Below are 26668 nucleotides of genomic sequence, written 5' to 3'. Positions count from 1 at the left end.
CGCTGTAACTTTCGAAAAACAAACTTAAGTCACTCAAGTATTGGTGGCGCTTTCTTTTTGTGAAACCGCTCCAGCCTGACGATCGGAAGGCGTTATGCCGTAATAAGCTTTAAAAACCGTCGCAAAATAACTGGGTGAAGAAAATCCGAGCTCAAAAGATAGCTGTGTAATGTTGGTTCCGCTGGGTAACACTTCATACGCTTTGTGAATCCGAAACGTTCTTACGTATTCAACGGTACTCATTCCTGATATCTGCTTTAATTTACGACCCAGCTGACGATCGCTCATACACATGTGTTGTGCTAAAGACGCTGTCGAAATGTTTTTATCGAGATGCTCCTTAAGCCATTCATTTATTTTTTGTAAAAAGAGTTTGTTTTTATGTTGTACTGCCGACTCTAGTGGTGTGCTCTCATCAATGCTTGATAATTCGTCATTGGACGCATCTTCAATATTAAATGACTTTCTTAGAATGCTTCTAATCGCCAGTAAGTTATCGAGACGGACGATGAGTTCATCGGCATCAAAGGGTTTGGTTAAGTAATCGTCGGCCTGTTGTTGCCATCCTTTAATTCGGCTTTCTTTATCACCTCGGGCCGTAAGTAGAACCAATGGTATATGATTGGTTCGTTCATCTTCCTTCAGTTCTTTACTTACCTGGTAGCCATCCATTATGGGCATCATTACGTCACTGACAATAAGATCGGGAATGATTTCGCGAGCCAGTTCTACACCTTTTTGCCCATTTATACTTTGACGGCATTGATAGTATGGCGAGAGGGTATCGACAATGTACTGCCGCATATCGGTATTGTCTTCAATAACCAACAGAATGGGTTTATCACTGTCGGACTCGAGTTCAGGTTGCACATTAATTGAAGCTTGCTCCTTCTGCGCAAGCGCTTCAATTTCCATTTCAACAATTTCAATGTTGGTTGACGCATTGCTTAATGGTTCAGTCACTGTTTCATTCAGAGGTAATGAAACGCTAAACGAGCTACCTTGTCCTGGAGTACTTTCTACATCAATAGAGCCTCCGTGTGATTCCACAAGCTCTTTCACTAATGATAAGCCAATACCTGCACCGGTGACTTGCTCGCTTCTTTCGTCAAGCACGCGGTGAAATCTATCGAAAACTTTAGGAATATCATCTTGGCTAATTCCAACGCCAGTATCACTGACCGTTATGGTAATGTGCGTGGTCGACTTTTTTGTTGATAAAGTAATGGCACCACCGCTGGGCGTATACTTAATTGCGTTGGATAGCAGGTTTAAAACAATTTTTTCTAGCGCGTCTGGCGTGAATTCAATTTGCGCATCGTCAATGTGGGGAACGTGTAACGTTTGTCCTTTTTCTTCAACCAAACTATTGAAGGAGTTTACGACAAACTCAATAATGGGTTTCACAGCGTAGGTTCGTCGGTTTTCAACTTGCTGTACATTAAACTTTTCCATGTGTAATAACTGATCGACCATTCGCAACAAGCGCAAAGAGTTTCGTTTCACAACCGACAGTTGAGCAATTACTTTTTCATCGAAATTTTTGCTAAGTAAACCAGTAATCGGCCCTAAAATAAGGGTTAGAGGGGTTCGAAACTCGTGAGACATATTCGCAAACTCACGTTTTTTCTTTCCGAGTAGTATTTCTACGCGTTGTTTTTCACTCGCCAACTCTTTTGTACGCTCTTCAACTTTACCTTCCAAAATACGCGCTTGGCGCGTTAGCTGGCGAACTCGAAACTGATAAAGTGCGAAGGAGCCGAAAGTTAAAATAAGTAGGTAAAGCGCTATTGCCCATGAGCTGCGCCACCATGGTGGTAATACGGTAAACGCTAGCGAGATTGATTCACTCACTTCTCCATCGTTATTCACACCGCGTAAGAGTAATGTGTAGTCGTCTGCTGCCATTCGTTCGAAATGAATGGGAGTCGATAGATCGTAAACATTGCTCCAATCCGAGTCTCGATTCAGTTTGTACTGAATGAGGTTTTGCTCTGGCGATACGTAGCTATAGAGACTGATGGAAAAGGAGAGGGGATCACTTTCTCGCAAAGTAACCAGACTCAAGTCGTCTTTATACGTCATTTGTCCAGCTTGAACGCGATCAACTCGAATGGGAGGCTTTGTTGTATTTAACAATAATGTTTGAGGATCTACCATCATCAACCCATCGTTTGCGGCAAAAAAGAGGTTGCCAGACTTTGATGAGCGCAGACAAGCTTTTCCCGTTAGTCCTTCTTTTGAAACACCGGAGTAACCGTCATACGCTTTCAAGCTTTGATTTTTAGCGTTCCAATGAAACAGCTTTCCATTCTTTTGAGCTAACCAGTATTCATTATTGTGCATTTTTATGAGGCATTGAATACCCTCAATAGGTAGCTGGAACTCTTCTTTTTCTGAAATCACTCGTGGAGAATTGACGCTGTTCCAACGATTTAACGTGAGTAGATTGTCGCTATTAACGGTCCATATTTCGTGTTGTTGACTGAATAAGTTTCGGGCATAGGGTGACTGATTGTCTTCTCGGGTGGTGAATAGTCGTTTACCTAAGTCAATAGCGTACACACCTGGCCAGTAGCCACGATAAGCGAAGAGAAGATGATTGCGATCGGGTGATACTGTAAATTGGAGCCAGTCTTGAGGCTTTACCCACATAGGATCATCATTATGATACCAACGAAAATGGCTAATGCTTTCATCGCTTACTAAAACAGCACTCGAGTCAAACCCGCTAAGAGCAACCCAAACTCGACCTAAATAGTCTTGAGCAACCGAGTGAGCCACATCAAACGGTGCGGAAACTTCTTTGGAAAACGGACGATGTTTTTTGATTTTTTCACCTTCAATGATATACACGCCTAATTTACTGGCGAGCACAATGTTTCCATTTGTACCTACATGGAGACTATCAATTGGCGCATCAAAACTTTCATTAAAGCGGGTCAATCGTTGCCCGTTTGCTGCTAACTTGGCGACACCTTGATCCGTTGCAACCCAAATATTGCCTTGGTCATCTTCGGACAATGCATTGACGCTGGAATGGGGAAGGTTAACATTGTCTACCATCGGTTTGAGTGTGATAACTTTTTGCTGAGATAACGACAATTTAAACAGTCCACCATCGTTTACTCCTGCCCACACAGAGTTCTCGTGATCAATGAGTAACGATGTTACATGAAAATCACTGTGCAGCTTATTTTCGAAATGGTGGTAATGACTCAGTGTATTATTTGCCCATTGATATATACCGTTGGAAGCAAGCCATAAATTATTTTGATGATCAAATTCAATGGCATAAATAGGTGTGGTTATACTTTCCAAAAAGGGTTTAACGTTCAACGTATTTTTGTTTAAAGCCCATAACCCGATGTTTGTCGCTAATAATAGAGTGTCCGATGAAAGGGATTTGATTTGATAAACGGTATCTAAATTTTTATGAATAGAAAGCGATTTAAACGATTGGGATTTTATTTGGTAAATACCTAAGCCACCTTTCGCTAATCCAACCAATAATTCAGTTTGGTTTAAACGAAAAAATGAAAGAGGCGTGCGGTACTGGTGGTTGAAGTTTTCACTTTCACCCCAAGGTTCTTTTATGCCTTCGAAAACACCTTGTTGTGGTAGGTATCGGTTAATGCCAGAGTTAGAGCCTACCCAAAAATCATTGTTTGAGTCGGTGTGTAACCCCCAAACTTCACCGTAAACCAGTTGCGGATCATCACGATAGTAAGCAAAAGCTTGAGCCTTGTCTAAATTCGGTTTGTATTGAACTAAGCCTCTCCGATTGGCAAACCAAAGGTTTCCTGACTTATCCTCTAGCATATTCGTAACGTTGGAGTTTTGAAGCGGAATCTGTGAGTGATTGGCCCGAAATCGAGTCAATTGATTGGCCTGGTTTTTAATTAATCCATCCGTAGTTAATATCCAAATGTTTTTTTGGCTGTCTTGATAGAGCGCATTGATATTTTCATGTGCGCTCACAACGTCATGACTGAATCGTTTAAAGACATAAGGTTGGGTAACCACCGGCGTTGCGCTGGTGGTACCCATATATATTAAGAATAATAGACTTAAATAGACGACCCTGTTACGGCTTAACATGATCCTAAGTGCTTTTAATTCGACCAATTAACTTCCGGGTGGTGGAAGTGTTCCACCTGAAAAGGGAGGACACTGGCTGGAGTCAGCGCCACAATCTTCGCCTGGTAGCGGTCCAACCGCTCGAACAAAGTTGCCAAGTAAATTCACTCCACTGAAGCTTTGGTAAGCGGTCACTTTTACGCGATAATAACCACTCAGTGGCTGAGCAACTTTACAGTATTCTTCGTTATTGTTATTGAAAGACTGACACTCGTTCAGGTAAGGATCAATATCCGCGCTAGTTTCAGGGTTTGAACGAGCCGAATAGGCAACCACTTGCAAATCGGCGTCGCCAGTGCCTCCAGAAAGCGTAAATTCCATTGGGGCATATGCAACAACATGTGGAACCATAAACTCCAGAGTTTGGCCTCGTCGAGCGGACAAGCTCTTTTTTATTATCCCACTTCGTAAAAAGCGTCTTTCGCTGTAGTTCTCATCGACGATCCCTGACAGATGAATTGAGAGCATTTCTTCCTTATCGTTTGAACCGGTTACTGTTGCTACGATGGTGTTGGGATCGTTCAGTAAAGTGCAAGGACTACCTACCGTTTCTTCCGCCAAGTCAAGTTCACACAAGTTCAGCGAATTTTCGTTGGCCAGTGGCGGTTGAACACTCATAGAGGCGGTAGAGTTCGCAGAGGAGGAAGACAATTCCAATTCGGCCTTTATCGTATTTGAGGGTACATTGTATTGGAAGCTTTGTGTTTCAGACGCAAGAAAGGGAGCATTGTTTAGCAAGTAATAGGAGAAATTATAAATGGGAGCGCCTGTTTCGGGTAATGGTCCAAAACCACCGGTAACGGATAACTTTGTCCATCGAATATCCGTTATTGCAGAAAGTTTAATGTAGTAACGCCCCGATACACCTTGAATCGCGCAAGTTTCTTTTGAGTGGATTAACGTTGGTCGACAAATGGGCTTTGTAGTGCTGTTGTTCGTTCCCATCAGCATGGGAACCGGTACTTTGTCGCCTTCATGATAAACGGAAAGGTCCACATCGCCACTAAAACCACTGGTTTTGATTAATAAATAATCGACTGCTTTAGCAGGCATATCGAGCATGTACCAAAGATTTTCACCTTGTTTTGCGGATATATAAAATTGTTCGTTATAGCCAATTTGTTGTGCATTTTGCGGAGATGTAGATAGCGAGTAAGGGGCTACCAGGCAAGCGAATAGGGTAAGAAAACAACGCATGTATGACTTTCCTTTATTTTTTCCGAACCGAGCGCATAGTACGTATTAACAACCGCCAATTCAATCGTTCTTGTTTAAATTGTTCATTATTCACATTGGATGATAGACAAGCTCTAGTGAAGTTTGTTGCGTGTGGATTAGCGGCCTTGGAAAGAATATTTTGCTTTTGTTCAAAATCTGCAAGTGATTGGCGGAAATTTGGAAGTGCTTTCGTTCCAAAAGCTTTATTTTTGTACCTTCCGTTAAAAGGTGAAGTGCTTAATGACCTCAGCGGGGTCTTCTCGGCTAGCCGAAAATTTTAAAGAGCATTAGTTACATTTCTAAAACGATGACCAGAAACTCAAAAGCTTGGTTAAGACCGTCGAAGCCTTTACTTATTTTGTGATAATACGAATGTATAAAAAACAACCAGTCGATATCGCTCCTCTGACGAGTATTGATAATGCGCAAGGAAATTTAAGTCATAGAGAGTACTCAAGGTTCAAGTTTGTAGATGGATTTAATATTGGGCACTTTATGTCCCGGTATTTGGCTGGTTTTGAATGCTTAAAACGAGCACGTTACGTCTCAAGGAGAGAGCAAGCACTCACAAAGCTTTTGGTTGAATGCAAAGTATTACCGCCCAATCTGGATTCATTAGTTTTAGTGAATCAGGTCGATGCGTACAAACGAGCCAAGGCGTTTTTAGCGTCTAAAGATAGATTATCCATTAGGATGCTCTGTGAAGTACATGAAATTATCGCTTCAGATACAAAAAATGCTGGAAAAATTCGACGAACACAAAATTTTATAGGTCGATCCTATAAACACGCAACCTATATACCACCAGCACCAGAGCGATTGGATTCATTATTAAAAAATTGGCTCGACTTTATAAACTCTCCCTCAAATTATCACTTACTTGGAATTATCACCGCTGTAACACAGTTCATCGCGATTCATCCTTTTATAGATGGAAATGGACGCCTTTCGAGATTACTTCTGGAAGTGTTGTTAGATAAGTTATTCGATAATAGTTCAATTAACCCTTGGCTATATCGATTAAAAGGAAATGATGACTTATTTGTTACGAGTTCTTACGAGCTTGGAAAGGAAAAGAAACTTTCCAAGAGGGTTCTTAACTCGTGGGATAACGCGTTCTCTTATTGTGAAAGCTTGGGAGCGATAGCAAATAAGGCTATCAATGAGTCTGAAAGTCGGATAATTCAGCAACTTTCATTTATTGAAGTCAATGATTTTGACCGAAAAATTCTAAAAATATTATGGGAACAACCCATCGTTAATGAAACCTACTTATCTCATCGTTTGAATGGCTCTATAGAAAAATTAAATCTTTCGTTAGCGAAACTAACGAGTAACAAAGTTATTTTGCCGCGTCGATTACGATATCCCGAAAATGCCATTGTTTACGAATGTCCAGAGGTGTTTTCGGCGTGGTCCATCATTGATAAGGCAATATAGCGCATTTATTTAAGTAATAGCTACTAAGGAAGCAAAATGAGAAAGTCACTTGTTTATTCGGCTATGTCTGCGGCGCTATTTTGCGCAAATATTACAGCCGAAAGTTCTACTGAAGTCACAGAGTATTTTGAAGACAGTCCCGAGTTTTCGGATTCGGCTTTAAGTAAAGGTTGGGGGTGGTCGAATAACAAATTTACTGCTCGAAGTTCTGAATCTGATGCCGATGAGTGTTTGCTAAATCCTGAAACTCCGGGCTGTACTTCCGATGATGAAGTTACCGAATGCAACTTCGACGATAATTGTACTACCATGCAAGTCATAGGAGAGAGCATTTATCCACCAGAAATTGATTTTGAAAGGTATAAAATATTTCTTGAGTTGTCCAGCTACACCCCGGTTCTCTATGATTGGCAAGAAGATGGCGGTGGTAGAACAGGCAGTGGCAAAGCGAGCGAAAACACGAAAGATTCCTGCCAATCGGAGAAGCCCAAAGGTGGGAACCCAATTGATATTGGAAGCCAAGCAAAAGTGCAAAGCGAACGTGATTTTATTGGCAGAGGTAGCTTGCCACTTACCGTAATTCGCTCGTATAACAGTTACAGAAGCCACTTAGGCGCTTTTGGAACAGGGTGGTTTTCGTCTTTGGAAGCTCAAGTCGAGCTGATTGACCTTAAAGATAACTCTAAGAATCGAACTAAAACAAAAGTAGCCAGTTTTAATCGATACAACGGCAGTTTTATGTCCATTAGAAAGTCAACCGTTTATGACTCTCAAGATACGCAACAAACCGAAGGAAAGCTAGACACTCATTGGCGAGACAGCTTTGGTAATCCAGTCGATTTTCAACAGTTAGCGAATGGCGACTATCAGTTAAAGCTGAATGGAGTGGTTGAGGTATACGATAGCATAGGACGAATTAAACAAATCTCCAACGCCATTGGCGAGTCTGTTCAATTCAAGTACAGTCTAGTTAAAGTGTTGTTGGAATGGCAAGAAAAGCTCACCGAAGTTAATCACAATAATGGTGACCGCCTATCATTGGCGTACGATAATATTGGGCGTGTCAAACAAGTTGTTCTACCAGATAACCAGTCAATACTCTATACCTATGGGGGCAGTTCCTCTAATTTGGTTGAAGTGGGTTACCCAGATGTTAACAATAACCGGTCTGTCAGAAAGTACGCTTATAAATCGGGTACATCTAAATTAGTCCAGCTAACGGATGAAAATGGTGATGTCTTTGCTAAGTGGCAATACTCTGGAGAGCGCGCGATTCAAAGTTCGCGAGGTGAAAATCAAGAATCGTTTTCAATTAATAATGTAACGGACCAATTCTATAAACGATACGTGGATACTGAAAATGCCTTAGGGAAAGAGTCAACTTATACCTTTGAATACATAGCGAAGAGTTATCGAAATACGCGAATTGATAGCCATGCCGATAGCAGTTGCGGTGCTTCTAGCGAGGGTAGGCAGTATAATGAGAAAGGCTTGCTTACCTTTACTAATGACTGGAATGATGTTGATGCTACTTACGTTTACGATGATAAAGCGAGGGTCATAGAGGTTATTGAGGCGCGAGGTGAAATGGATGAGCGCAAAACCCAATTTGAATGGGATAACCACTTAAATTACGTAACAAAAATCAAAACGGCTGACCTGGAAACATTGTACTCTTACGACTCGAAAGGTAATGTGGTTACAAAGGCGCAAGTTAACCAGTCCAACTTTGGTGAGCCAAACCAAATTAGAGTATGGAAGTATTCGTACGAGTTTTTTGAAAACGGCCTACCCAAAAAGAAAGTTATCGACGGACCGAGTATAGTAAAAGACGACCGAATTACGTACAACTATAATATTAAAGGGCATTTGGTTCGTATTGATTACCCAGCATCTACTCGGCAATCAATACATTACAGTGGATACAATATGTACGGTAAGCCAACCGTGGTGACTTTACCCGATGGTACCGTTAATCGATACACCTATCATCCTAGAGGTTGGTTATTAAAAGAAGAAAAGGATATATATGGCGATAAACGAACAACGCAGTTCGTTTATGACAAAGTTGGTCAGTTAAAAACTTTGATAAAACCACAGAATGAAACCTTTAAGTTTACTTACGACTCTTCTCATCGTTTAACTAAAATTACCAATGGATTCGATGAGTCTAAAGTTTATGAATATGATAAAGCGAGTAATGTTACATCAGAAACCATCAAATCTTTCATAAGTCGCTGGATCTTCTGTGGTAATCCAATGGAGCCAATGGAGTGTGAAGTTCGAGAAGAAATTGAAAATAAAAAGGACATTAAAACCTACGATACTTTAAGCCGTTTAACTTCGATCATGTACGGTGACACGGTAGTTAAAAAGATTACATACCGAGGTGGTGATAATCCTAAGTCAGTACTCGACGCGTACGATAATGCAACGAACTACGAATACGATAGGCTGGGAAGGGTTTATAAAGTTACCGATCGCAAGGGTGGCGTAACGCGGTTTGAATACAACGCTTCGGATAAAATCACTCGTGTAATTGATCCAAAGGGTAATTCAACATATTACAACTATGATGGCTTCGGCAATCTTGTCGAACTTGACAGTCCTGACACAGGCATAACGAAATTCGAGTACGATGTTAATGGTAACCTTATTAAAAAAACCGATGCGAGAGAAGTAGACGTTACTTTTACTTATGATGTTTTGGGTAGAGTATTAACAAATTCTCTTGGCGAATCGTATGAATACGATACGGTAAGAAAGGGATACTTAAACAAAATTGTCGACAGCAGTGGCAGTCATTCGTTTGTCTTTAATGGTCATGGAGAGTTAGTGAAACGAACGGATACCATTAGCGGTGCAACCTTTGTTACTCAATGGCAATATAATAAGTCTGGACAAATTTCAAAGATCACTCATCCGAATAACGTTGTGGTGACCTATGAGTATGATGTCATTGGAAACGTTAATCGAATTCTTGTGAATGGAACGGTTCTCATTGCAAACGCAGACTTTATGCCATACGGCCCATTGTCGGACATTCTATTTGGCAATGGACTAAAACAGCGTTACTTAAGAGATCAGCAATATCGATTAACTCGACTAACCGCTAGTGGCGTCATGGATCTTGCTTATACCTACGATGCCAATAGCAATATTACCAAAATGGATGACCTCTACTCTTCGCGTAGTACTAAATACCGAAACTACAGCTACGATCAACTTGACCGACTGTCTACATCAAACGATTACGGAACGCAGTTTAGTTACAGTTACGACGATAATGGAAACAGGTTAACGAAAGGCTCAACGTCTTATTTGTATGAAACGTCCAGCAATCGTTTGACCAAAGCCCGATATGATTCGGTTATGACAGATGCCGTGGGTAACGTTGTGAAATTCGGAAGTAAGAACTTTACCTACAATCAAGCTAATCGCATGTCTAAGTTCGTTAATGGGTCAACTTCAGCGAATTATACCTACAATGCTCAAGGTCAACGCGTTAAAAAAATCGTCGGCAATAAGACGAACTACTTCAACTATGGGCTTTATGGACAACTCCTTCATGAAAAAGACGGGGCTATCAACAAAAATTATATTTACCTTGGCAATTCGTTGGTTGGTTATGTAAAAAACAATGTGGTTTATACGGTATTGCCTGACCATTTAGGTCGGCCGGAAGTGATAACAAACAACTCGAGAAGCGTAGTTTGGCGCGCAGAGAACACGTCTTTTGGTCGAAACGTACTCCTGGACCAAATTTCGGGAATGTCAATTGGATTTCCTGGGCAATATTGGGATGCTGAAAAAGGAAGCTGGTACAACTACTTTAGAGATTACGATCCAGAACTTGGCCGATACCTTCAAAGTGATCCAATTGGGCTAAAGGGCGGATTGAATACTTATTCGTATGTTGGAGCTAATCCTATTGGGTTTATTGATCCGCTTGGACTTGAAAGGTGTGCATGTTCTTCTCAACCAAGGAGTGGAGCTCATAATTTTGCGAAGCTTGAGCGTGTTACCGGGCTAGAAGGACGGATGGATGCGATTCCAATTAGTTCCGAAGCTGCAGATAGCTACAATATTAAAACGACTGTTATGGAGAGTGCCACGTTGGCGACCATTGCAACATGGGGAGGAGGCACGGCGACTATTGGAGGTGCAGTGTTGCATTTTAGTGGTTCGACCGGACCTTTAGCAGGATATCTTGCGGGAGCAGGTGTTTTGTTTGTTGGAGTAGGCGTCGCCGCATCCTCTCTTCAAGGAGATCAAGTTTCTGCTAATCATTACTATGCAGAAATGCATTTTGTACATGGTGATCATTCATTTATCAAAAGATACGAAGCGGATGAAAACAGGAATTTAATAGGATTTAAAATACTTCCAAATTGTAATGGACAATATCATCCATAGTTATTTCTCATTGGTACTTGAAATGAATGTTAACGAGCGAACATATGAACTCGCTCGTTAAATTTATTTGAACGATAAGCTAAAGAACTCACCCTGACTGTATTAAATAGTTGGGATATAGAAAAGTCAGATTGAAACGATGGTGATGAAATGAAAAGAAGAAAATTAATCTCTGGAGCTGTGGTAAGCTCAGTTATCCTTGCTTCTCCGATTAGATCAGCCATATCTAAACTTGAGGATGGTGATGATATCTACTTAGATGTACACGCCAAACCGAGTGATGATCTCCAAGCCAAAATATATGAGGCAGCAAGTACAAAAAAAACATTATTCACCTATGAAGGGAATTACTACATCGATAAAACCTTAATGATACCTTCGGGTTTACGGTGGTTTGGTTATAAGACGGAGGTTTTACCGAGTGACCGGTTTCAAGCGTCGAGAATTCGAGTAGAATATAAAGAACATGTGGGTTACCTTCAACCGTTGCTTTATATCAAGAACGCTTACAATGTTTCGTTAAACTCCATTTCAATTGTCGGTGTTGGTGGTGTCAGTCCGAATGAGTATTTTAAACCTAATGCGGCGCTTCTTATAGAATCAACGAGCAGCACTCAATTGAATAATGTTGAGTTTAGGAACACCGGAATCACTTCAGATAATAAGTCATCGAAAACAGGTGGGGTGGTTTCTGTGTTTGATTCAACGAATGTGAAGCTTAATCAATGTAAGTTAAGTGAGTTTGTTCACGAGGGATTAGTTATTAGAAGTTGTAGCCAGATAGAGGTGAATGCAGGAAAATATACAGGACTGTATGGTTCTAGCTACAGCTGTATCGCTACACAAGGTGGTCAAAATATTACCATCGATAATGTAACTGCGGGAAAATGTCACGGTGGTGTAATATCAATCAATTCCAGATCCACCGTTGTTAAAAACTGTGACGTCAGTGAGTCCATAGGGGAGCATGGTATCAATCTTGGGCATTCTGGAAATCCCGCTATTGATGTACAAGTTATCAATAATATCGTTTCTAATGTTGCTAAAAGCGGAATCATGATAGCCCAAGCTGATAAGGTAGTGGTTAAGCAAAATAAAGTTTCCGGGTGTGTAACCGCGAGTGGAATGGAAGCGGGCATTCGAATTTGGGGTAACGTGACAGACTGTGTGATCCATGACAACACAATATGGGATAATAAATTTGGGGTCATCATTAATAATTCGAATGGAAACCCAAGGCTAAACAGCTTATTTAATAATTCAACGTTTAAGATTATTCTTAGTAATAATGAAATTAAAGAGAATCATTATAAAGGCATCTTTTTGGATAAGGTTAATAGTCAGACGCCTTCGCTTCGATACGAGATTAAAGGCGGGAGTCAGTCCATTTACAGTAATAACACGAAGGCTTCGTTTGACTCAGCTGAAATACTAGTTCGATACACGCAAGATGCTGTTGATATTAATGAAAAGATAATTATTGAAGAGTATGGGATTTATAAAGGAACCGGCAACTCAAAGTTCGCCATTAAGTTAGAGAAGTGCAGCCCTAATGGTAGTACGTGTACTTTACAAAGCCTCGTAAAACAATCGAGGGACAACATTCACATTCGCAGAAATTCATTTAGTGGTTTTACTGAAAATGTGCTAGCTAAAGACGGGGTCAAGTATTCGTATTATTGATATAGGTATGCTTTATTACCCTTAAAGGCATCATCTTATTGGTGCCTTTTTTAACTATAGAACGAAAAATTCAATAAGGAACGATTAAAGTTTATAAGGCGTCGGAATTTTGATTAAGGATGTCGGGAAAACAGAAGTATAAATATTCAAACTTGCTATCCTCTCGTTGCTTTTTAACTGAGTATAGGAAGAAGTAATAATGTTTAAACAGAAGAAATTGGTGCTTTGCGTTACCGCTGGCCTCTTCGTCAGTCAGCTATCAACCGATGTTTTTGCTGATGTTCAGAATAGCATAAAAACACAACAATCGAAGCCTAATGAAATATTGGTTAAATTTAAATCAAATCACTCAATGGCACCTTCCGCTCTTTCCGTATTGCATCTTAAACTTAATGCTCAAGTTTTAAAGCAATACGAAGCGCTTGAAGGGTTACAACTCGTTTCTTTACCTTCGGTTGTGAATATTCAGAAAGTTATTGAAGACTATGAAAAGGACCCTAATGTAGAGTTTGCGGAACCAAATTATCAATTTAGGGCGTTAAGTCATTTTCCCTCAGATACTGACTTTAATAACTTATGGGGAATACATAATACTGGGCAGACCGGGGGGGTTAGTGATATTGATATTAATGCACCCGAGGCATGGGACCTAACAACAGGAAGTAGTCAATCGGTTGTTGCCATTATTGATACGGGAGTGGATTATCACCATCCTGACTTAAAAGGTAATTTGTGGGTAAATCCACAAGAAATTCCCGGAAATGGTATCGACGATGACAACAACGGATACATTGATGATATCTATGGAATTGACACCGCAAATCACGATTCAGATCCTATGGATGATAATGGTCATGGAACTCATATTGCAGGCACTATAGGTGCTGTTGGAGACAACAACTTAGGCGTTACGGGGATCAATTGGCGAACGAAAATGATTTCTTGTAAAGCGCTTAAAAGTAATGCTGGCGTATTTCAATCTGACGCTATTGAATGTTTGGATTACGTACTAGCGCTCAAAAAACGAGGTGTTAATATTGTAGCTACCAATAACTCATGGGGAGGTAGCAATAAAGCTAGGGCGTTAGAAGCAGCGATTGAAGCGCAACAAAAAGAAGGCATATTATTTGTAACGGCGGCAGGAAATTCCGGGCAAGATACGGACAAAACTCCAGTTTACCCAGGCGCTTTTAAAACACCGAATATCATTACGGTTGCAGCTATTGACTCCGCTGGTAATGCTGCCGACTATTCTGATGTTCCAGGTGCCGCTCAAGGACAAAAAACAAATTTGGGTCGGAACAGTGTTGATATTGCGGCGCCTGGAAAACACATTTTTAGTACCTACTTATCTAATACTTCTACACCTTATAAATATATGAATGGCACTTCGATGGCGGCGCCCCATGTTGCGGGTGCTGTGGGGCTTTTACATTCTTATCAACCTCAATTGAATTGGTTAGAGCTTAAGTCACGCATTTTAGCTTCAGCCAAGATAAGTACAAATAACGAAATTATTGATAAGACGACTACGGGTAGCGTTCTCAGGCTATTTGATGAGAATGGAGCTGGTGCGCTGAATTGTCAAAATCAAAGTGTGATCCGCCGAACGAAGCCCGCAAGTGCGATAGTATACGCAAATGCTGGTGATAGTATTGATGTGAGCGTCATGAGTATTCAATGTGATGGAACTGGACCTTGGCCCGGCGTTACAATTTCTGGTGATACTTCACAATCACTTTCTTACAACTCCCGCTCGCAAGATGGTTTCTATAACACCAGTTGGACTGTTCCTAAAAATGGTCATTACCAAATGAATTTTCCAGGTGGTGATGTGGTATCTGTAGTTCCAAAACCTAGCGAAAACTATTGTTCAACGAATACAATTAATGGCATTCTAAAGAGTGATTGTGATGCGCTAGTTTCTCTGTACTTATCGACGGATGGCCCCAGTTGGATTAATCGTACAGGCTGGTTACAAAATAACTCACCTTGTTCATGGTACGGTGTGACTTGTAGCTCAGGTCGTGTATCTCATTTAAAATTAGAAAATAATGGGTTATCGGGTTCGATTCCTGAAAACTTTGGTGATTTGGTTGGATTAAGGTCAGTGTCACTTCATACCAATCATTTAACGGGTGAGATCCCACAGACTATTGGTGAGCTCGTTAATGTTGAAACATTTGAACTTTACTCCAATGAGTTAAATGGTCGAATTCCCGAAACCATTGGTAACATGTCAAAATTGCGGTTTTTGAATTTGAACAATAACCGTCTCACTGGTTCGATACCCGTTTCTATTACAAATAATACGCTACTTGATAAAATCGATCTGCATTCTAACCTGCTTAGTGGTAGCATTCCTTCAAACATTGGAAGTTTGGGATATCTTCGTCGGCTAATTTTAAGTTACAACAACCTTTCTGGAAGTATTCCCCAAAGCCTTGGATCTAATTCTTCTTTAATTAAGTTGAGTTTAGATAATAATAAATTTAGCGGAGTTATCCCTCAAAGTTTGTCTAATTTGATTAATTTAGAAGAGGCGAGCTTTAATGCTAATGCTCTTACTGGAGAGTTGCCAGGTTATTTTGGAAAACTTACGTCACTCTCTTATTTTGATGTTCGTAATAATTTGTTTAGTGGGCCTATACCCATTGATTTGACTTTATCAAATAGCATCTCGTGGTTTTTGTTCTCTAAAACATCGATCTGCATTCCTGCAAATAACCCGACGATACAAACATGGCTGGATGGATTGACTGTTGCTGACTCAACAAATATTGAATGTTCCAAAATTAGTCGAGTTTTGGCCGATTTTGACGGTGATGGCGCGAGCGATATTGCCTATCGATTAAACAACAAGTTTTATTACAAAACTTTAAATGGAAATGCCGTACAATTATTTAAATCGACATTGCCGACAAATGTTTGGCCCTTAGTTGGACACTTTGACAATGATAGTAAAGCTGATATTGGACTTTGGAATCCAGCAACCGGCAAGTGGCACATTCATAGTTCAACGAATAATTGGAACCATTCTGAAACGATACTATTTGGAATGCAGCCGACAGACATTCCAATGGTTGGAGATACTGATGGAGATGGCGTCGATAATTTAATCATTCGACGGTTTCAAAGTACGAATTATGGTTATTGGTACTCAAAAGATATTGGCGACCGAGGATATACAACGGATCGATTTGGTGGGATTGAGTCTGATATTCCTATTGTGGGCGACTTCAACGGAAATGGAACCGTTGATTTTGCAATTAAACGTAAAGGAGAGGGAAAGTGGTATTTTAAAGAGTCTGGCACATCATCGAATTACGACACTTATATATTCGGATTATTAGATTCTGATCGTGTTGCACCAGCTGATTATGATGGCGATGGAATATTTGATGCGGCGTTTCGTCGAGTAGAAGGAAACAATAAGTGGAATTGGTATGTGAAACAATCGTCTACGGGAACTAATGATGTAATGTTGTTTGGTGTTTATAATTCAGACATTGAAATACCTGCCGATTACAATGGTGATGGAAAAGCTGATCATGCTTTTTATCGAAACTCTACTCAAGAGTTTATTATTAGAGTCAACGGGATTGATTTTCGTCAAACAGTACCTTATAACCGAGGTGGTTTGATTCCATTGTTAGCGCAACCCAATGTAAAAAGTGAACTATTAAGGTAAAAGCAGATGGCCTGACTTAGCAAACACTAAGTCAGGCCAATCGTTTTTAAGAAATGTTTTGAAAATCACTTTTTTAAAAGTTTTATTTTACCAATCCGTCGTGGGATTTGCTCTTGCGGAATCTTGAATAGATGCGCAAGTAGCGGATGCCGAATACATCGACTTTAACTGACTGCTCATCTCACTGGCTGAATAATTACCATCTTGTAACAATTGACCATCATAGTGTATCAGGTAAGCGCCATAAGTTTGAACTAATCCAGGGCTGCCTGAATTATGCCACCGGAAAGGACAAGCTGATTCAAAAATATCATTTACACTGATAACCCTTTTGTCTGAACGAAAGTAATTATGAAATAGGTGGCCATCTCCGTAGTAAGTATTACCGACCGATCGAATACCTACAATATTACTTGTACCCGTAAAAGTGCTGGTAACACGTCCGTGCAAACGGGAGTTTTGAATGGTGATAGGAGAATCGCCAAACTGTCGACCTACTTTAAACGAAGTATGATCTTCTGAGTAAATTTCAGACACAATAGTACCGGCATTCGCATTTCTCAGAAATACACTTCCACCGCCTTGGTTGGAAGATCTATTGGAGTAAAAGTGCATGTCTGTTAATGATAATCCAGCACCGGAATCAATATTAACTCCCCAGCCATTGTTATTGTATATAAAACCTTCTCGAATATGTATATCGGTCAGTTTATTGCCAAAGGGATCATTGACTCGAATACCATCGCGCCCATTACTGTGAATTCTAACATTCAAAACCTGATTATTTACCATGCTTTGATTTTGAATACGTCTACCCGAAGTAATATTCTCCGATGTAAAGTAAATACCATCTTTCTTTGCATTTTTGATGTTGAGCTCTTGGAATAATGAATTCCATGCGGCTATTACAAGGCCATAATCTGCGTTATTGTTTCCATCAATTTTCAAATCTTTAATGTTATGGGTACTGGCCCAGAAGCTACCTAAATCAACAACGGCTGCTTTCGATCCCATAACATAATTGGTGATATTACCTGTTTTTTTAAGTGTTGCACCTTTTCCCTGGATACGAGTATTGCTCATTATTTGAAGCCCATCGACATAATAAGTCTTACCCGATTCAAAATGGACATCTAATTTGCATTGATTGCCTAAATCGATTGCGTATTGTACTTCTGCCGTTTGATCAGCTGATAAATTACCGACGGCATAGTCACTAACATTAACCTGGTTTGATGGGCATGTGTCGGCATAAACCCCTCCAGAAACAAGCGCTAATGCAGCAATGAGTGAATGTTTTTTGTTCATAATGCACCTATTAAAATTTCGCATACTAGAATATTGAACTTCGGGTGACAGAAAGAAAATTAGAGTAACTTTCTGTTATGCAAGATAGTACGAATTTTGATAGAAAATAACTTTCTAATTTTTGCCATAAACGTGTAAAAAGGCGACATCTATCGAAGACCTTTTGCGCGCATTCAAATGCCGTAGCGATGTCACTTTCAGAGGGAACTCAAGAATGAACGACTTAGGTGTCAACAGGTCTCATTACTTCAACGTATAATTTTATTAAAGATAAACTGCTAAGAAGCTATAGAGCATAACTATTCCTCACCATTTGAAGGGAGGCTTTAATTATATCGGTATATGCTTTAGAAGTAGGCTATTTGACTTAAGAAATAAACATATTCCAGGTGCCAACTTCAAAGTTTTTTCACTTATCCTCTCAAGTGCTGCATGTAAATCAATCATTTTTTCATTGATGGTCAAAGATTTAGATTTATTGCAGTTTCTTATTTACTTACTTTAAAGGAAATAATAAATAATTGCTGAAATATTATTCTATGTACGAAAAATGAAACAGGTTGTCGGAAATTTAAAAGTAGAAAAGTCGATTTATACGTATTGTTTACCGTGTTTAGAGTTTCTAAAAGTACTCTTCCGGTTAGAGCGATTTTGTAAGCTTTAACTTTCGATTAGTCAAAGTCAAGGGTCATTACAATTATAGTAATCAAACCTTTGCATACTTGGTAGAAGGTATTGAAAAGCCGAGAATTTAAAATTGTTGCTGTTATTGGTGCTGGGTTGGGAGGCCTTTCCGCAGCTACGGCGTTAGCCGAACGTGGGTATAAGATTATTTTAGTTGATAGAGGTGAGGCGCTAGAGCATAAACGTATAAAAACTAATCAGTTCGATTATGAAGTCAGCGACATTCCATGGGAAGACCTTCAAGATGAGTGGTCGGGGCCAGTCAAAATACAGCGTGCTTTGGGCATCGGAGGAAGTAGTCTTCACTTTCAAGGAGTGTCTCATGTACCTCAGTCATCAGTATTCGAAACTTGGGGAATTGATGGTCGTGAAATAGAAAAACTAAAAACTGAAATTTTTGATTTTTTAAAAATTGCTGGAGAAGTGACTCCTTCTCATCCATTAAATTCAGGCTCACGAGCGTTGTTAGGTGCTGCTCAAGAGCTTAACTGGAAGTCGAAACCCACTTCAGTTGCGATTTTATCATCAGCACATAATGACCGTCGTCCTTGTAACTATTGTGGACAGTGTGCTTTTGGGTGTATACCAAAGGATAAGGGCAGCGCTGATAACACGTGGCTGCCTCGCTTGAAAAATACCCAAAGAGTCGAAATTCTAACGGGAACTCGTGTAAAAAAAATCAATTTAAAATCCATAGATTCTGTTGGGTCCATAGATTTGATTGATGCGAAAAAGCAATTTTCAATTGAAGTTGATGCTGTAGTCATTGCAGCTGGAGCTTTGGAAACGCCGCTTTTACTGAAAAATAGTCGCCAATCGCTAGCTCCAAATGGACTGGGAAATAAAAATGTTGGGCGATATTTAACCGGTAGCGGTCTAGTAAGCTCAGTTATAAGTATGCCTAAACATGTTAATGATGGTCATGCCGGAATTCCCATTGATTTAGTCGTTGAAGAATTTGAATCGCAAGGAATTCTACTCTATCAAGGTCGAAATTTAGGTGGAATTACTGGACCAATTTCGGCTGCAAAGTTTTATGCTAAACGATTTGGCGCTGTGGGAACTAGGCAGTGGATGCGGGAGCATTATAAGCGTCTGGCGGCAGTTGCAGGGTTTACTGAAATTGGTGGCAGTTTTAATGATCAGGTTAAAATTCAAGGTACTGAAGGGAAACGAGAATTTTCTATTCAATACACGAAATCCGATTTTTTAAAACAAAAAAAAGCTCAGGAACTATTACTTAAGTGGTTGTCTCAATTAAGTGTAAAGATACACTCAATGTCCAGTTTAGGTGTTACGAGTACGTCTGGCGCCATGTTTAGAGGAAGCTGTCGTATAGGTAACAATCCAGATAACTCTGCTGTTGATAGCAATGGAATATTGAGGGGCTATAAAAATATCCTTATTTCAGATGCTTCTATTCTAGGAAAAGGAGTGATTGCACATCCATCTATTCCTATACAAGTGCTTGGTTACTATATCGGTACTAAGTTTTCCCAAAGAGACTCAAACGTATGATAACTAGAAGGCAATTACTGCGGTTTTCGGTTGCAGGATCTGCACTTTCTGCTATTCCATTTGGGTATTGTTTAAATGTAAGTTTTGACTGGCGAGCCGTATGTAAACAGTGGCTAGAGATTTTGATGCCATCGGACGAATATGGCGTAGGTGGTGACTGTATAGAAGTATGGGAATTCATTTATGGGCTTATGAAAGATCCCGAATTTTCCAATGGAATGATTTCTGGACTGGAATATTTAAGCGCGATTTCAAAACCGAGAAATGAAAGTGAATTGGCTGAATTGATGGCAAGTAATCAAGCAGTGTCAAAATTCTTAAATGCATTTTACGAGATTGTATTAGAAGGTTTTTATAAGTCGTCGCGTGGTTGGAAGGATTTAGGATTTATTTCACCGCCACAACCAAATGGATTTTACATAAAGCTAAGTTAATGGCCCTTAAAGAGTATTAAAAGTGAAAATGTCATTATCTTAAAAATTTAAATCATACGTACTGGAAGAATATTATCGAAAACGATAGTCGTTAAATGGTTATCTATTCATTAAAAAAAGAAATAGGAGTGTTAGATATGAAGTTAAAATGGCATGCGAGGCTACTAATAGCAGGACTCGCTTGTAGTTTTTCTGGAGCGTTATTTTCCGGAGCTGTCAAGTTTGATAATAATGAGTACTTGGGAGACCCAGACAGTTGTCCCTCACTGAATGTGAGCGACCCTGTTAACATTGCTTCTGGAAACCTGTTTCATGAACAAAATGTTTACGAAGATACCGGTGAATTTCCTTTGGAGTTCTCATGGTATTACAACAGTCGTGTTCATGGTAGCAATGGCGAAATTAGAGGTAAGTGGACCCACAGCTATGGTATGACAGGAAAACTGGATATCGATTCAAATGGAGGAACCAAGTTAAGTTTAGTTAGAAAAAAAGGGCAACACAAAGTTCACGAAGTGAGCTACATGAAGGTAGGTATGGGGTATTACACCTACAGTGGATTGCATCCTACCGTAGTTGGGAATGCAGAGCTGGATTACTTTTTTTCTGCGTATGGTCCAACTGAAGACACAACACCAAATGTAAGTAGTAACGCAATGTATACTTATATTTACAATATTCACTGTAAAGGAGGGCGGGTCTGTGCAAAAACAGGAGTTAAAGGTTTTAACGTTACTTGGCGGGGAGAGGGTGTCAAAGAACATTATCTTTTTCAAAATATAGAAGGTGTTAAAGTCGCGGTTTTACAAAAGATAGAAAATGCCACGGGGCAATCTCACACTATTAGTCGAAGTCGAAGTGGGTCGCTTGAAACACTGACTGTAACCCACTCAAATGGAAGAAGTTTAGTACTTGATGGAGCAACGGTAAGTTCAACTGGTGGCTTTTTAGATCCTAACCAAGAAGTCGGTGTCGACTTTCGTTTTTACAATGAACTTAAAGTAAGTAATTTACACTGGAACTTTACTGAGTCAACACAAACAGATGCAGAGGGCTACTTAGGCGCAATTTATAAAGTTGCCAATAATCAAGTTCAATCAGGTGTTGCATGGTTTGATTACATGCACTGGAAGAGTGATAACGGGAATGAAACGGATGGAAAGTGGATAGATAGCACTGCACTAACCGATTACTCCAGAACCAATGGCACACACATAGCCGGTTGGACGTATACCAATAAAGGAAAAGTGAAGCGCGCATTTCATGGTCCCATGCTCGCAGAAAACTACGGAGATAATTCGGCTTTTCCCGATGAAAGCATGACTCTGGCAGACGAGTTTTCTGATCACGATCATCATGACTTGCGTAGTGTTACTAATATACTTGGAAAAAAAACCAGCTATGGCTTTGTAAAGAAACCTTTTGGCTATCCATTAATATCAATTAATGGTGAAGCGAGCACCAATTGTGGAGGATCAAATAGTACATTTACTTACTATGAAGCCAATGTGAGCAATGTTACTGAAGGAACCTCAGGTCGCGTTGGTATGAAGAAAACGCAAACCGATGCGAAAGGTTTCATAAAGCAGTTTAGTTATTACATTGATGCAAAGAAACATGGCTTTCCGAAAACTGTAGTTTACGCAAAAGGAACTGAAAACGAATTTAAAATTGGTTATCAGTGGAAGGATATTACAAAAGAGTCTCCATTTAAGAAAGTTACTCAGCTAGAAAAGCCAGGGCTTAAAACTAATTTTCAATATGACGCGGAAGGTCGGCTTGATGAGATTAAGCAAACAGACACTACAACGCACACAGTTCCGTATGCAACAAATGGGCAAACGCGTATTTGGAATTATTCATATCAATACCATGACAGTGCTAAAAAAGTGCTTAGCAGAAAAGAAATTGATGGGCCATTAGCCGGTACTGATGATAAGCAAGTTTATGAGTTTGATGCTCAAGGAAGATTGACTTCTATAAAACAAGGTGATACGGATGCGACCACATTTAGCGACTATAATGATTGGAATAAGCCGCGAATCATTACTTTGCCAAGTGGTATAGATATTCAAGTTTCTTATTGGGTAGGTGCGACAAAAGTGCTTCCTCAAACGATAAGGATTGGCGAGAGTAATGTCGTTATTTTAGAGTATGAGCCGACCCATGAAAAGATTAAAAGAATTATGTACCCTAATGGCTCATGGGTTAAATTCTTTTATAAGTCGTTTGAAAATGATGCTGTAAGTGAAGAATTAGATTACATTGAAAATAGCGTCGGTGAAAAAATACAGTTTACCAGCTCAAGAGATGCCATTAGCCAACTTGAGAAGCGAGTGACGACTTACCTAAATAGCAGTAACGTTGAGGTTTTTGCTCGAACTGACTTTTATGATGCGCTTGGCCGACTTTATTTGGAGTTTGGCGGTAAATCAAACGCTGTTTCTAATGATACCGCGGACAAGGAATTAGAGTATGACTTAAATAGTAATTTAGAGTTCCTTGTTGAAAATGGTTTGGACCAGAATGGCTCACCAAAGTCATTAACACATACTTTCGAACACAATGCGCTTAATCTTGTAAATAAAGTAACATCTCCTGATGAAGGCATCACTCAGCTTGGCTACGATGAATCAGCGAATTTAGACTCATACACCGATGCCGTACAACGTGACACCACATATATTTACAATGGTTTTGGTGAAGTAATTCAGAAAGACAGTCCTGATACTGGAGTCTCTATTTTTTATTACGACGCTGCAGGTAATGTTATTAAGGAAGTAGTGGGGTATGGTACAAGCAAACAACAAGAAATTTCATATTCATACGATAATAGTTATCGAATAACGGGAGTAACCTATACTAACCCAGCTGTTAGTAATGAGTTTATAAATTATACTTATGACCGGGAGATAAATATTGCAACGGATTTGCCGACGGCTAGCAAATTGGGCCAAGGAAAGCTAACGAAGGTTACCAATGAAAGCGGTAGTATTTACTTTTACTACAATGCATTGGGTAAAATAAAGGAAAAAGTAGAAAAGATTAATGGCCTGAGCAGTGCTTTATCAACAAAGTATAACTATGATAACTCAACTCAATTTCTTAAGGGTATAACTTACCCATCTGGGCTTCAAATCTGGTACGGACGAGACCAAATGGGGCGAGTCACAACTGTAAAACAAGGAAGCGAAGAAAGTACTGCAACTTTATTAGTTTCTAATATAACTTACTACCCGTTTGGACCTGTTAAATCGATCGACTACCAAAATGGTACGAAGAAAGAAATTTTATTGGATAAGCAATATCGACCAGACTTCATTAATGTTACAAACAATCTATTTTCATTAGACTATAAGTACGATGATGGATTCGGCAATATCACAGAAGTCGACCATAACTCATCAAATCAAACATTGACTGAAGGTTTCTCGTATGATGATGCTCAGCGATTAAAAGGCGCGACTGGACATTACGGTAATTATTCATACGATTATAATGATATTGGAGATCGACAATCGAAAACCCAAAATGGCAATACCGATACTTATGTTTATACAGATACCAACTACGGTTCGAAAATCGATGTGTCTGGTAAAAGTGACTATTATGAATTTGACCATTTAGGAAACCTTTCGGAGTCACATCAGTATTTATTCGAGTACAACAAAAGCAATCGTCTCAATACTTTAAAATCTAAAACTGGCAGTGCGCTTGCAACTTACTCTTATAATGCTTTTCACCAAAGAGTGAAGAAACAACGCTCTATTTCGACCCAGTACTTTCAATATGGAATGAATGGTGAATTATTAGCTGAAAAGGAAGGCAGTAATTGGCGTAATTATGTTTACTTAATGGACGAGCTGGTAGCCATTGTTGATTCGGGAAGTAGCTCGCAATGGAAAGCGGTTTATGGGAGTGGCAAAACAGCCCCAGCGGTAGAAGGTGGAACTGATATTACTTTAGATGGAGATAACTATACTGAACAGGACGTGTTTAACTATAAAACCGTTAAAGGAAATGGATACTTTAGTGTTAATACAATTAATCCTGAACATTACTTTTCGAATGGTATGGCCGGAATAGAAATGCGAGCTAGTACCTCTGCTTATGCTGATTACATTCGAGTTTCCAGAAAGTTCAGTCAACCGGTTATTCTTCCTCCGGAAGATAGGTATCTTAAATCAACAACCGTGCAAAAGAGCAGTAGTGATTACGCAAAGTCGAGTTGGGAGCCATCTATTTCTATCGATACTGATACTGTTGTTGTTAGTTATAGAATTAATGGAAAAAGTTACCAGCGCGAATATAAAGTGGCAAATGGTAGTGACTTTAAGATAAACCGAAGTGGAAATTACTTTACAGTCACTGTGAAGGAAGGGTACAGCTCTAGAACTTTGGGCTCAGCACTTTATATTAGTATGCCAAGTACTATACATTCTGGTTTGAGAATACAAGGTATTTCACAAGCCGTAATGTTCAAAGGCATTAAAGTAGCCAACTCTTCTAAAACTTCGACTTCCTCTACGTATTATGTTTATACAAATCATATCAGTGCGCCTGTAATGATTGCTGACGCCAGTCGAAATGTTGTTTGGGAAGGTGCTTATAGCCCATTTGGTAAAGTTAACGTATTGAAGTCTACAATCGAAAATAATGTTCGTTTTCCTGGGCAGTATTTCGATGTTGAATCAGGGTTGCATTATAATTGGCATCGTTATTATGATGCTGAGTTGGGGCGGTATATTACTAGTGATCCGTTGGGGTTGTATGATGGGCCAAATACGTATTCATACGTTTATGGAAATCCAGTTTCTTATTCTGACCCGACTGGTGAATTCGGTGTTGTTGGTGCATTTATTGGGGGGGTTGTAGATTTAGGACTTCAACTTGCTCAGAATGGAGGAGATTTTGGATGTGTAAGTTGGGGGCAAGTTTTTTCATCTGCGGCGCTTGGCGCGGTAACTGGAGGTCTAGGTAGTTTGGGGCGAGCTTCTATGACAGGAGCTTTTAAGCATTCTGTTAAAGGGTTAAAGTGGTCAAAATCATCAAAGTCATATAATGCAGTTGCTCCAAGATATAAACGTTATCATAACCAAAATGGTAGCGCACCCAAAGGCCAGTGGGAGCCGCATCATTGGGCATTTGGGTTATCACCAGTTAAACGAAACGCGCAGTCTTGGAGGAATCATCCACTAAATTTAAATCCTTTACCAAAGGATGTGCATAGAAGAATTCACGGCTCTTGGAACGGACAGAAACGATTTAACGCTGCGCAACGATGGTGGTATGGTACTCCTTCATGGTATAAGCAAGGTCAAGTAGGAGGTGGTATTGTCGGTGGAGTTGCTAGTAATGCATCTGGAGGAGGTGGAGGTTGTGAATGCAGTTCTTAAATTACCCTGTTTTATTACTAGGTAAGCACTTTGTTCAAGGGCGAATATTTTCGCCCAAGCAGTTAAGTGTTCGAACAATTGGTAGCTATAAAGCCAAAATATTTGATAATGCTGAGATTATAGATTCAAGGGGCAATATATTTAGGGTAATTAGTTACTCAAACTCATATCCAATTAATGTAATTATAAGCAATGTAATCGATTTAGTCTTTGACTTTTTTCTTCGCGAAAGTGACCAACTGGGTACATGGATAGAGTTTCAAACATCCAGTCCTTTAAAAATTGGTTTTTTGGAAGTTAAGGAAAAGGTTTCGGATTTAGTTAATGCTCATAATGGTTGGTTTAGTCGCAGAATGGAAGGATTTAATTCTATTGAAGAGTTGCTGGACAGTTTTGAGTCACTAGAAGATTTGATCAAGCACTTTTCTGGATATCCTTAAGGAAGAAAGTGAATCAGGCATATATGTCTTAGTGGGAGGGAACGGGAGGAATTGGAAAGCAAGTTAGGATGAACGTAACTTAAAACCTAAAATTAAGCACTTAATATTCCTATTGAGTGCTTTTTTGTTTTTACAGAGAGAATCAGCACACCCATACCTTAAAGGTTGAAGATTTATATCAGTCAGGCAGTAAAAATTATTCAGCAGTCGTTAATCGGTTAACTTTCGTGAAGAAAATTTAGTAATAATTGAGTGAAGGACGATGAAATGAGAATTTCGCTCTGAACTCGGATGCAGGAA

At 39.7% G+C, this 26668-nt stretch carries 11 protein-coding genes; 8 read left to right on the top strand and 3 right to left on the bottom strand.

Going from position 1 to position 26668, the window contains the following annotated elements; all coding sequences use genetic code 11:
- Positions 1 to 33 precede the first annotated feature (33 nt).
- On the bottom strand, positions 34 to 4101 hold the full coding sequence (locus tag ACTUJY_RS08535) for a hybrid sensor histidine kinase/response regulator transcription factor (RefSeq protein ID WP_463615658.1): 4068 nt from the start codon (positions 4099 to 4101) through the stop codon (positions 34 to 36).
- Positions 4102 to 4128: 27 nt separating this feature from the next.
- A complete protein-coding gene (locus ACTUJY_RS08530) occupies positions 4129 to 5337 on the bottom strand; it encodes a PPC domain-containing protein (protein WP_463615657.1) in 1209 nt (402 codons plus the stop codon).
- 393 nt (positions 5338 to 5730) lie between these two features.
- Between ACTUJY_RS08530 and ACTUJY_RS08525 the strand changes: the two genes are divergently transcribed.
- From ACTUJY_RS08525 to ACTUJY_RS08510, 4 genes are all read left to right on the top strand, one after another.
- Positions 5731 to 6798 carry a Fic family protein gene (locus tag ACTUJY_RS08525; protein WP_463615656.1) on the top strand — a complete coding sequence of 356 codons (1068 nt, stop codon included), beginning with the start codon at positions 5731 to 5733 and terminating at the stop codon, positions 6796 to 6798.
- Between the two features lie 36 nt (positions 6799 to 6834).
- Positions 6835 to 11214: an RHS repeat-associated core domain-containing protein gene (locus tag ACTUJY_RS08520; protein ID WP_463615655.1), complete on the top strand. Its 4380-nt coding sequence runs from the start codon at positions 6835 to 6837 to the stop codon at positions 11212 to 11214.
- A 150-nt stretch (positions 11215 to 11364) separates the two neighbouring features.
- Positions 11365 to 12897 carry a right-handed parallel beta-helix repeat-containing protein gene (locus tag ACTUJY_RS08515; protein WP_463615654.1) on the top strand — a complete coding sequence of 511 codons (1533 nt, stop codon included), beginning with the start codon at positions 11365 to 11367 and terminating at the stop codon, positions 12895 to 12897.
- A gap of 199 nt (positions 12898 to 13096) precedes the next feature.
- Positions 13097 to 16588 carry a S8 family serine peptidase gene (locus tag ACTUJY_RS08510; RefSeq protein ID WP_463615653.1) on the top strand — a complete coding sequence of 1164 codons (3492 nt, stop codon included), beginning with the start codon at positions 13097 to 13099 and terminating at the stop codon, positions 16586 to 16588.
- A gap of 87 nt (positions 16589 to 16675) precedes the next feature.
- Here ACTUJY_RS08510 and ACTUJY_RS08505 read toward each other — a convergent pair whose 3' ends face one another.
- Positions 16676 to 17896 carry a hypothetical protein gene (locus ACTUJY_RS08505; RefSeq protein ID WP_463615652.1) on the bottom strand — a complete coding sequence of 407 codons (1221 nt, stop codon included), beginning with the start codon at positions 17894 to 17896 and terminating at the stop codon, positions 16676 to 16678.
- Between the two features lie 735 nt (positions 17897 to 18631).
- On the opposite strand from ACTUJY_RS08505, the gene ACTUJY_RS08500 reads away from it, so the two are divergent.
- The 4 genes from ACTUJY_RS08500 to ACTUJY_RS08485 all read left to right on the top strand — a co-directional run bounded on the left by ACTUJY_RS08500 (position 18632) and on the right by ACTUJY_RS08485 (position 26368).
- The gene (locus ACTUJY_RS08500; RefSeq protein WP_463615651.1) at positions 18632 to 20098 is read left to right on the top strand and encodes a GMC family oxidoreductase N-terminal domain-containing protein; all 1467 of its coding nucleotides are present in this window, start codon (positions 18632 to 18634) and stop codon (positions 20096 to 20098) included.
- A 125-nt stretch (positions 20099 to 20223) separates the two neighbouring features.
- A complete protein-coding gene (locus ACTUJY_RS08495; protein WP_463615650.1) occupies positions 20224 to 20532 on the top strand; it encodes a hypothetical protein in 309 nt (102 codons plus the stop codon).
- Between the two features lie 137 nt (positions 20533 to 20669).
- The gene (locus tag ACTUJY_RS08490) at positions 20670 to 25928 is read left to right on the top strand and encodes an RHS repeat-associated core domain-containing protein (RefSeq protein ID WP_463615649.1); all 5259 of its coding nucleotides are present in this window, start codon (positions 20670 to 20672) and stop codon (positions 25926 to 25928) included.
- Positions 25916 to 26368: a hypothetical protein gene (locus ACTUJY_RS08485; RefSeq protein ID WP_463615648.1), complete on the top strand. Its 453-nt coding sequence runs from the start codon at positions 25916 to 25918 to the stop codon at positions 26366 to 26368. Before ACTUJY_RS08490 ends, ACTUJY_RS08485 begins: the two co-directional genes overlap by 13 nt.
- The last annotated feature ends 300 nt before the right edge of the window (positions 26369 to 26668 follow it).

It is taken from the genome of Pleionea sp. WD8-19 (assembly GCF_055326765.1).
This window is presented reverse-complemented; position numbering and strand designations above follow the sequence as displayed.

Bases quoted from the DNA above. Each gene is read 5' to 3' on its own strand.
- ACTUJY_RS08495 (WP_463615650.1), top strand. From the start codon at position 20,224: ATGCCATCGGACGAATATGGCGTAGGTGGTGACTGTATAGAAGTATGG.
- ACTUJY_RS08510 (WP_463615653.1), top strand. From the start codon at position 13,097: ATGTTTAAACAGAAGAAATTGGTGCTTTGCGTTACCGCTGGCCTCTTC.
- ACTUJY_RS08505 (WP_463615652.1), bottom strand. From the start codon at position 17,896: ATGAACAAAAAACATTCACTCATTGCTGCATTAGCGCTTGTTTCTGGA.
- ACTUJY_RS08525 (WP_463615656.1), top strand. From the start codon at position 5,731: ATGTATAAAAAACAACCAGTCGATATCGCTCCTCTGACGAGTATTGAT.
- ACTUJY_RS08515 (WP_463615654.1), top strand. From the start codon at position 11,365: ATGAAAAGAAGAAAATTAATCTCTGGAGCTGTGGTAAGCTCAGTTATC.
- ACTUJY_RS08490 (WP_463615649.1), top strand. From the start codon at position 20,670: ATGAAGTTAAAATGGCATGCGAGGCTACTAATAGCAGGACTCGCTTGT.
- ACTUJY_RS08520 (WP_463615655.1), top strand. From the start codon at position 6,835: ATGAGAAAGTCACTTGTTTATTCGGCTATGTCTGCGGCGCTATTTTGC.
- ACTUJY_RS08530 (WP_463615657.1), bottom strand. From the start codon at position 5,337: ATGCGTTGTTTTCTTACCCTATTCGCTTGCCTGGTAGCCCCTTACTCG.
- ACTUJY_RS08535 (WP_463615658.1), bottom strand. From the start codon at position 4,101: ATGTTAAGCCGTAACAGGGTCGTCTATTTAAGTCTATTATTCTTAATA.
- ACTUJY_RS08485 (WP_463615648.1), top strand. From the start codon at position 25,916: ATGCAGTTCTTAAATTACCCTGTTTTATTACTAGGTAAGCACTTTGTT.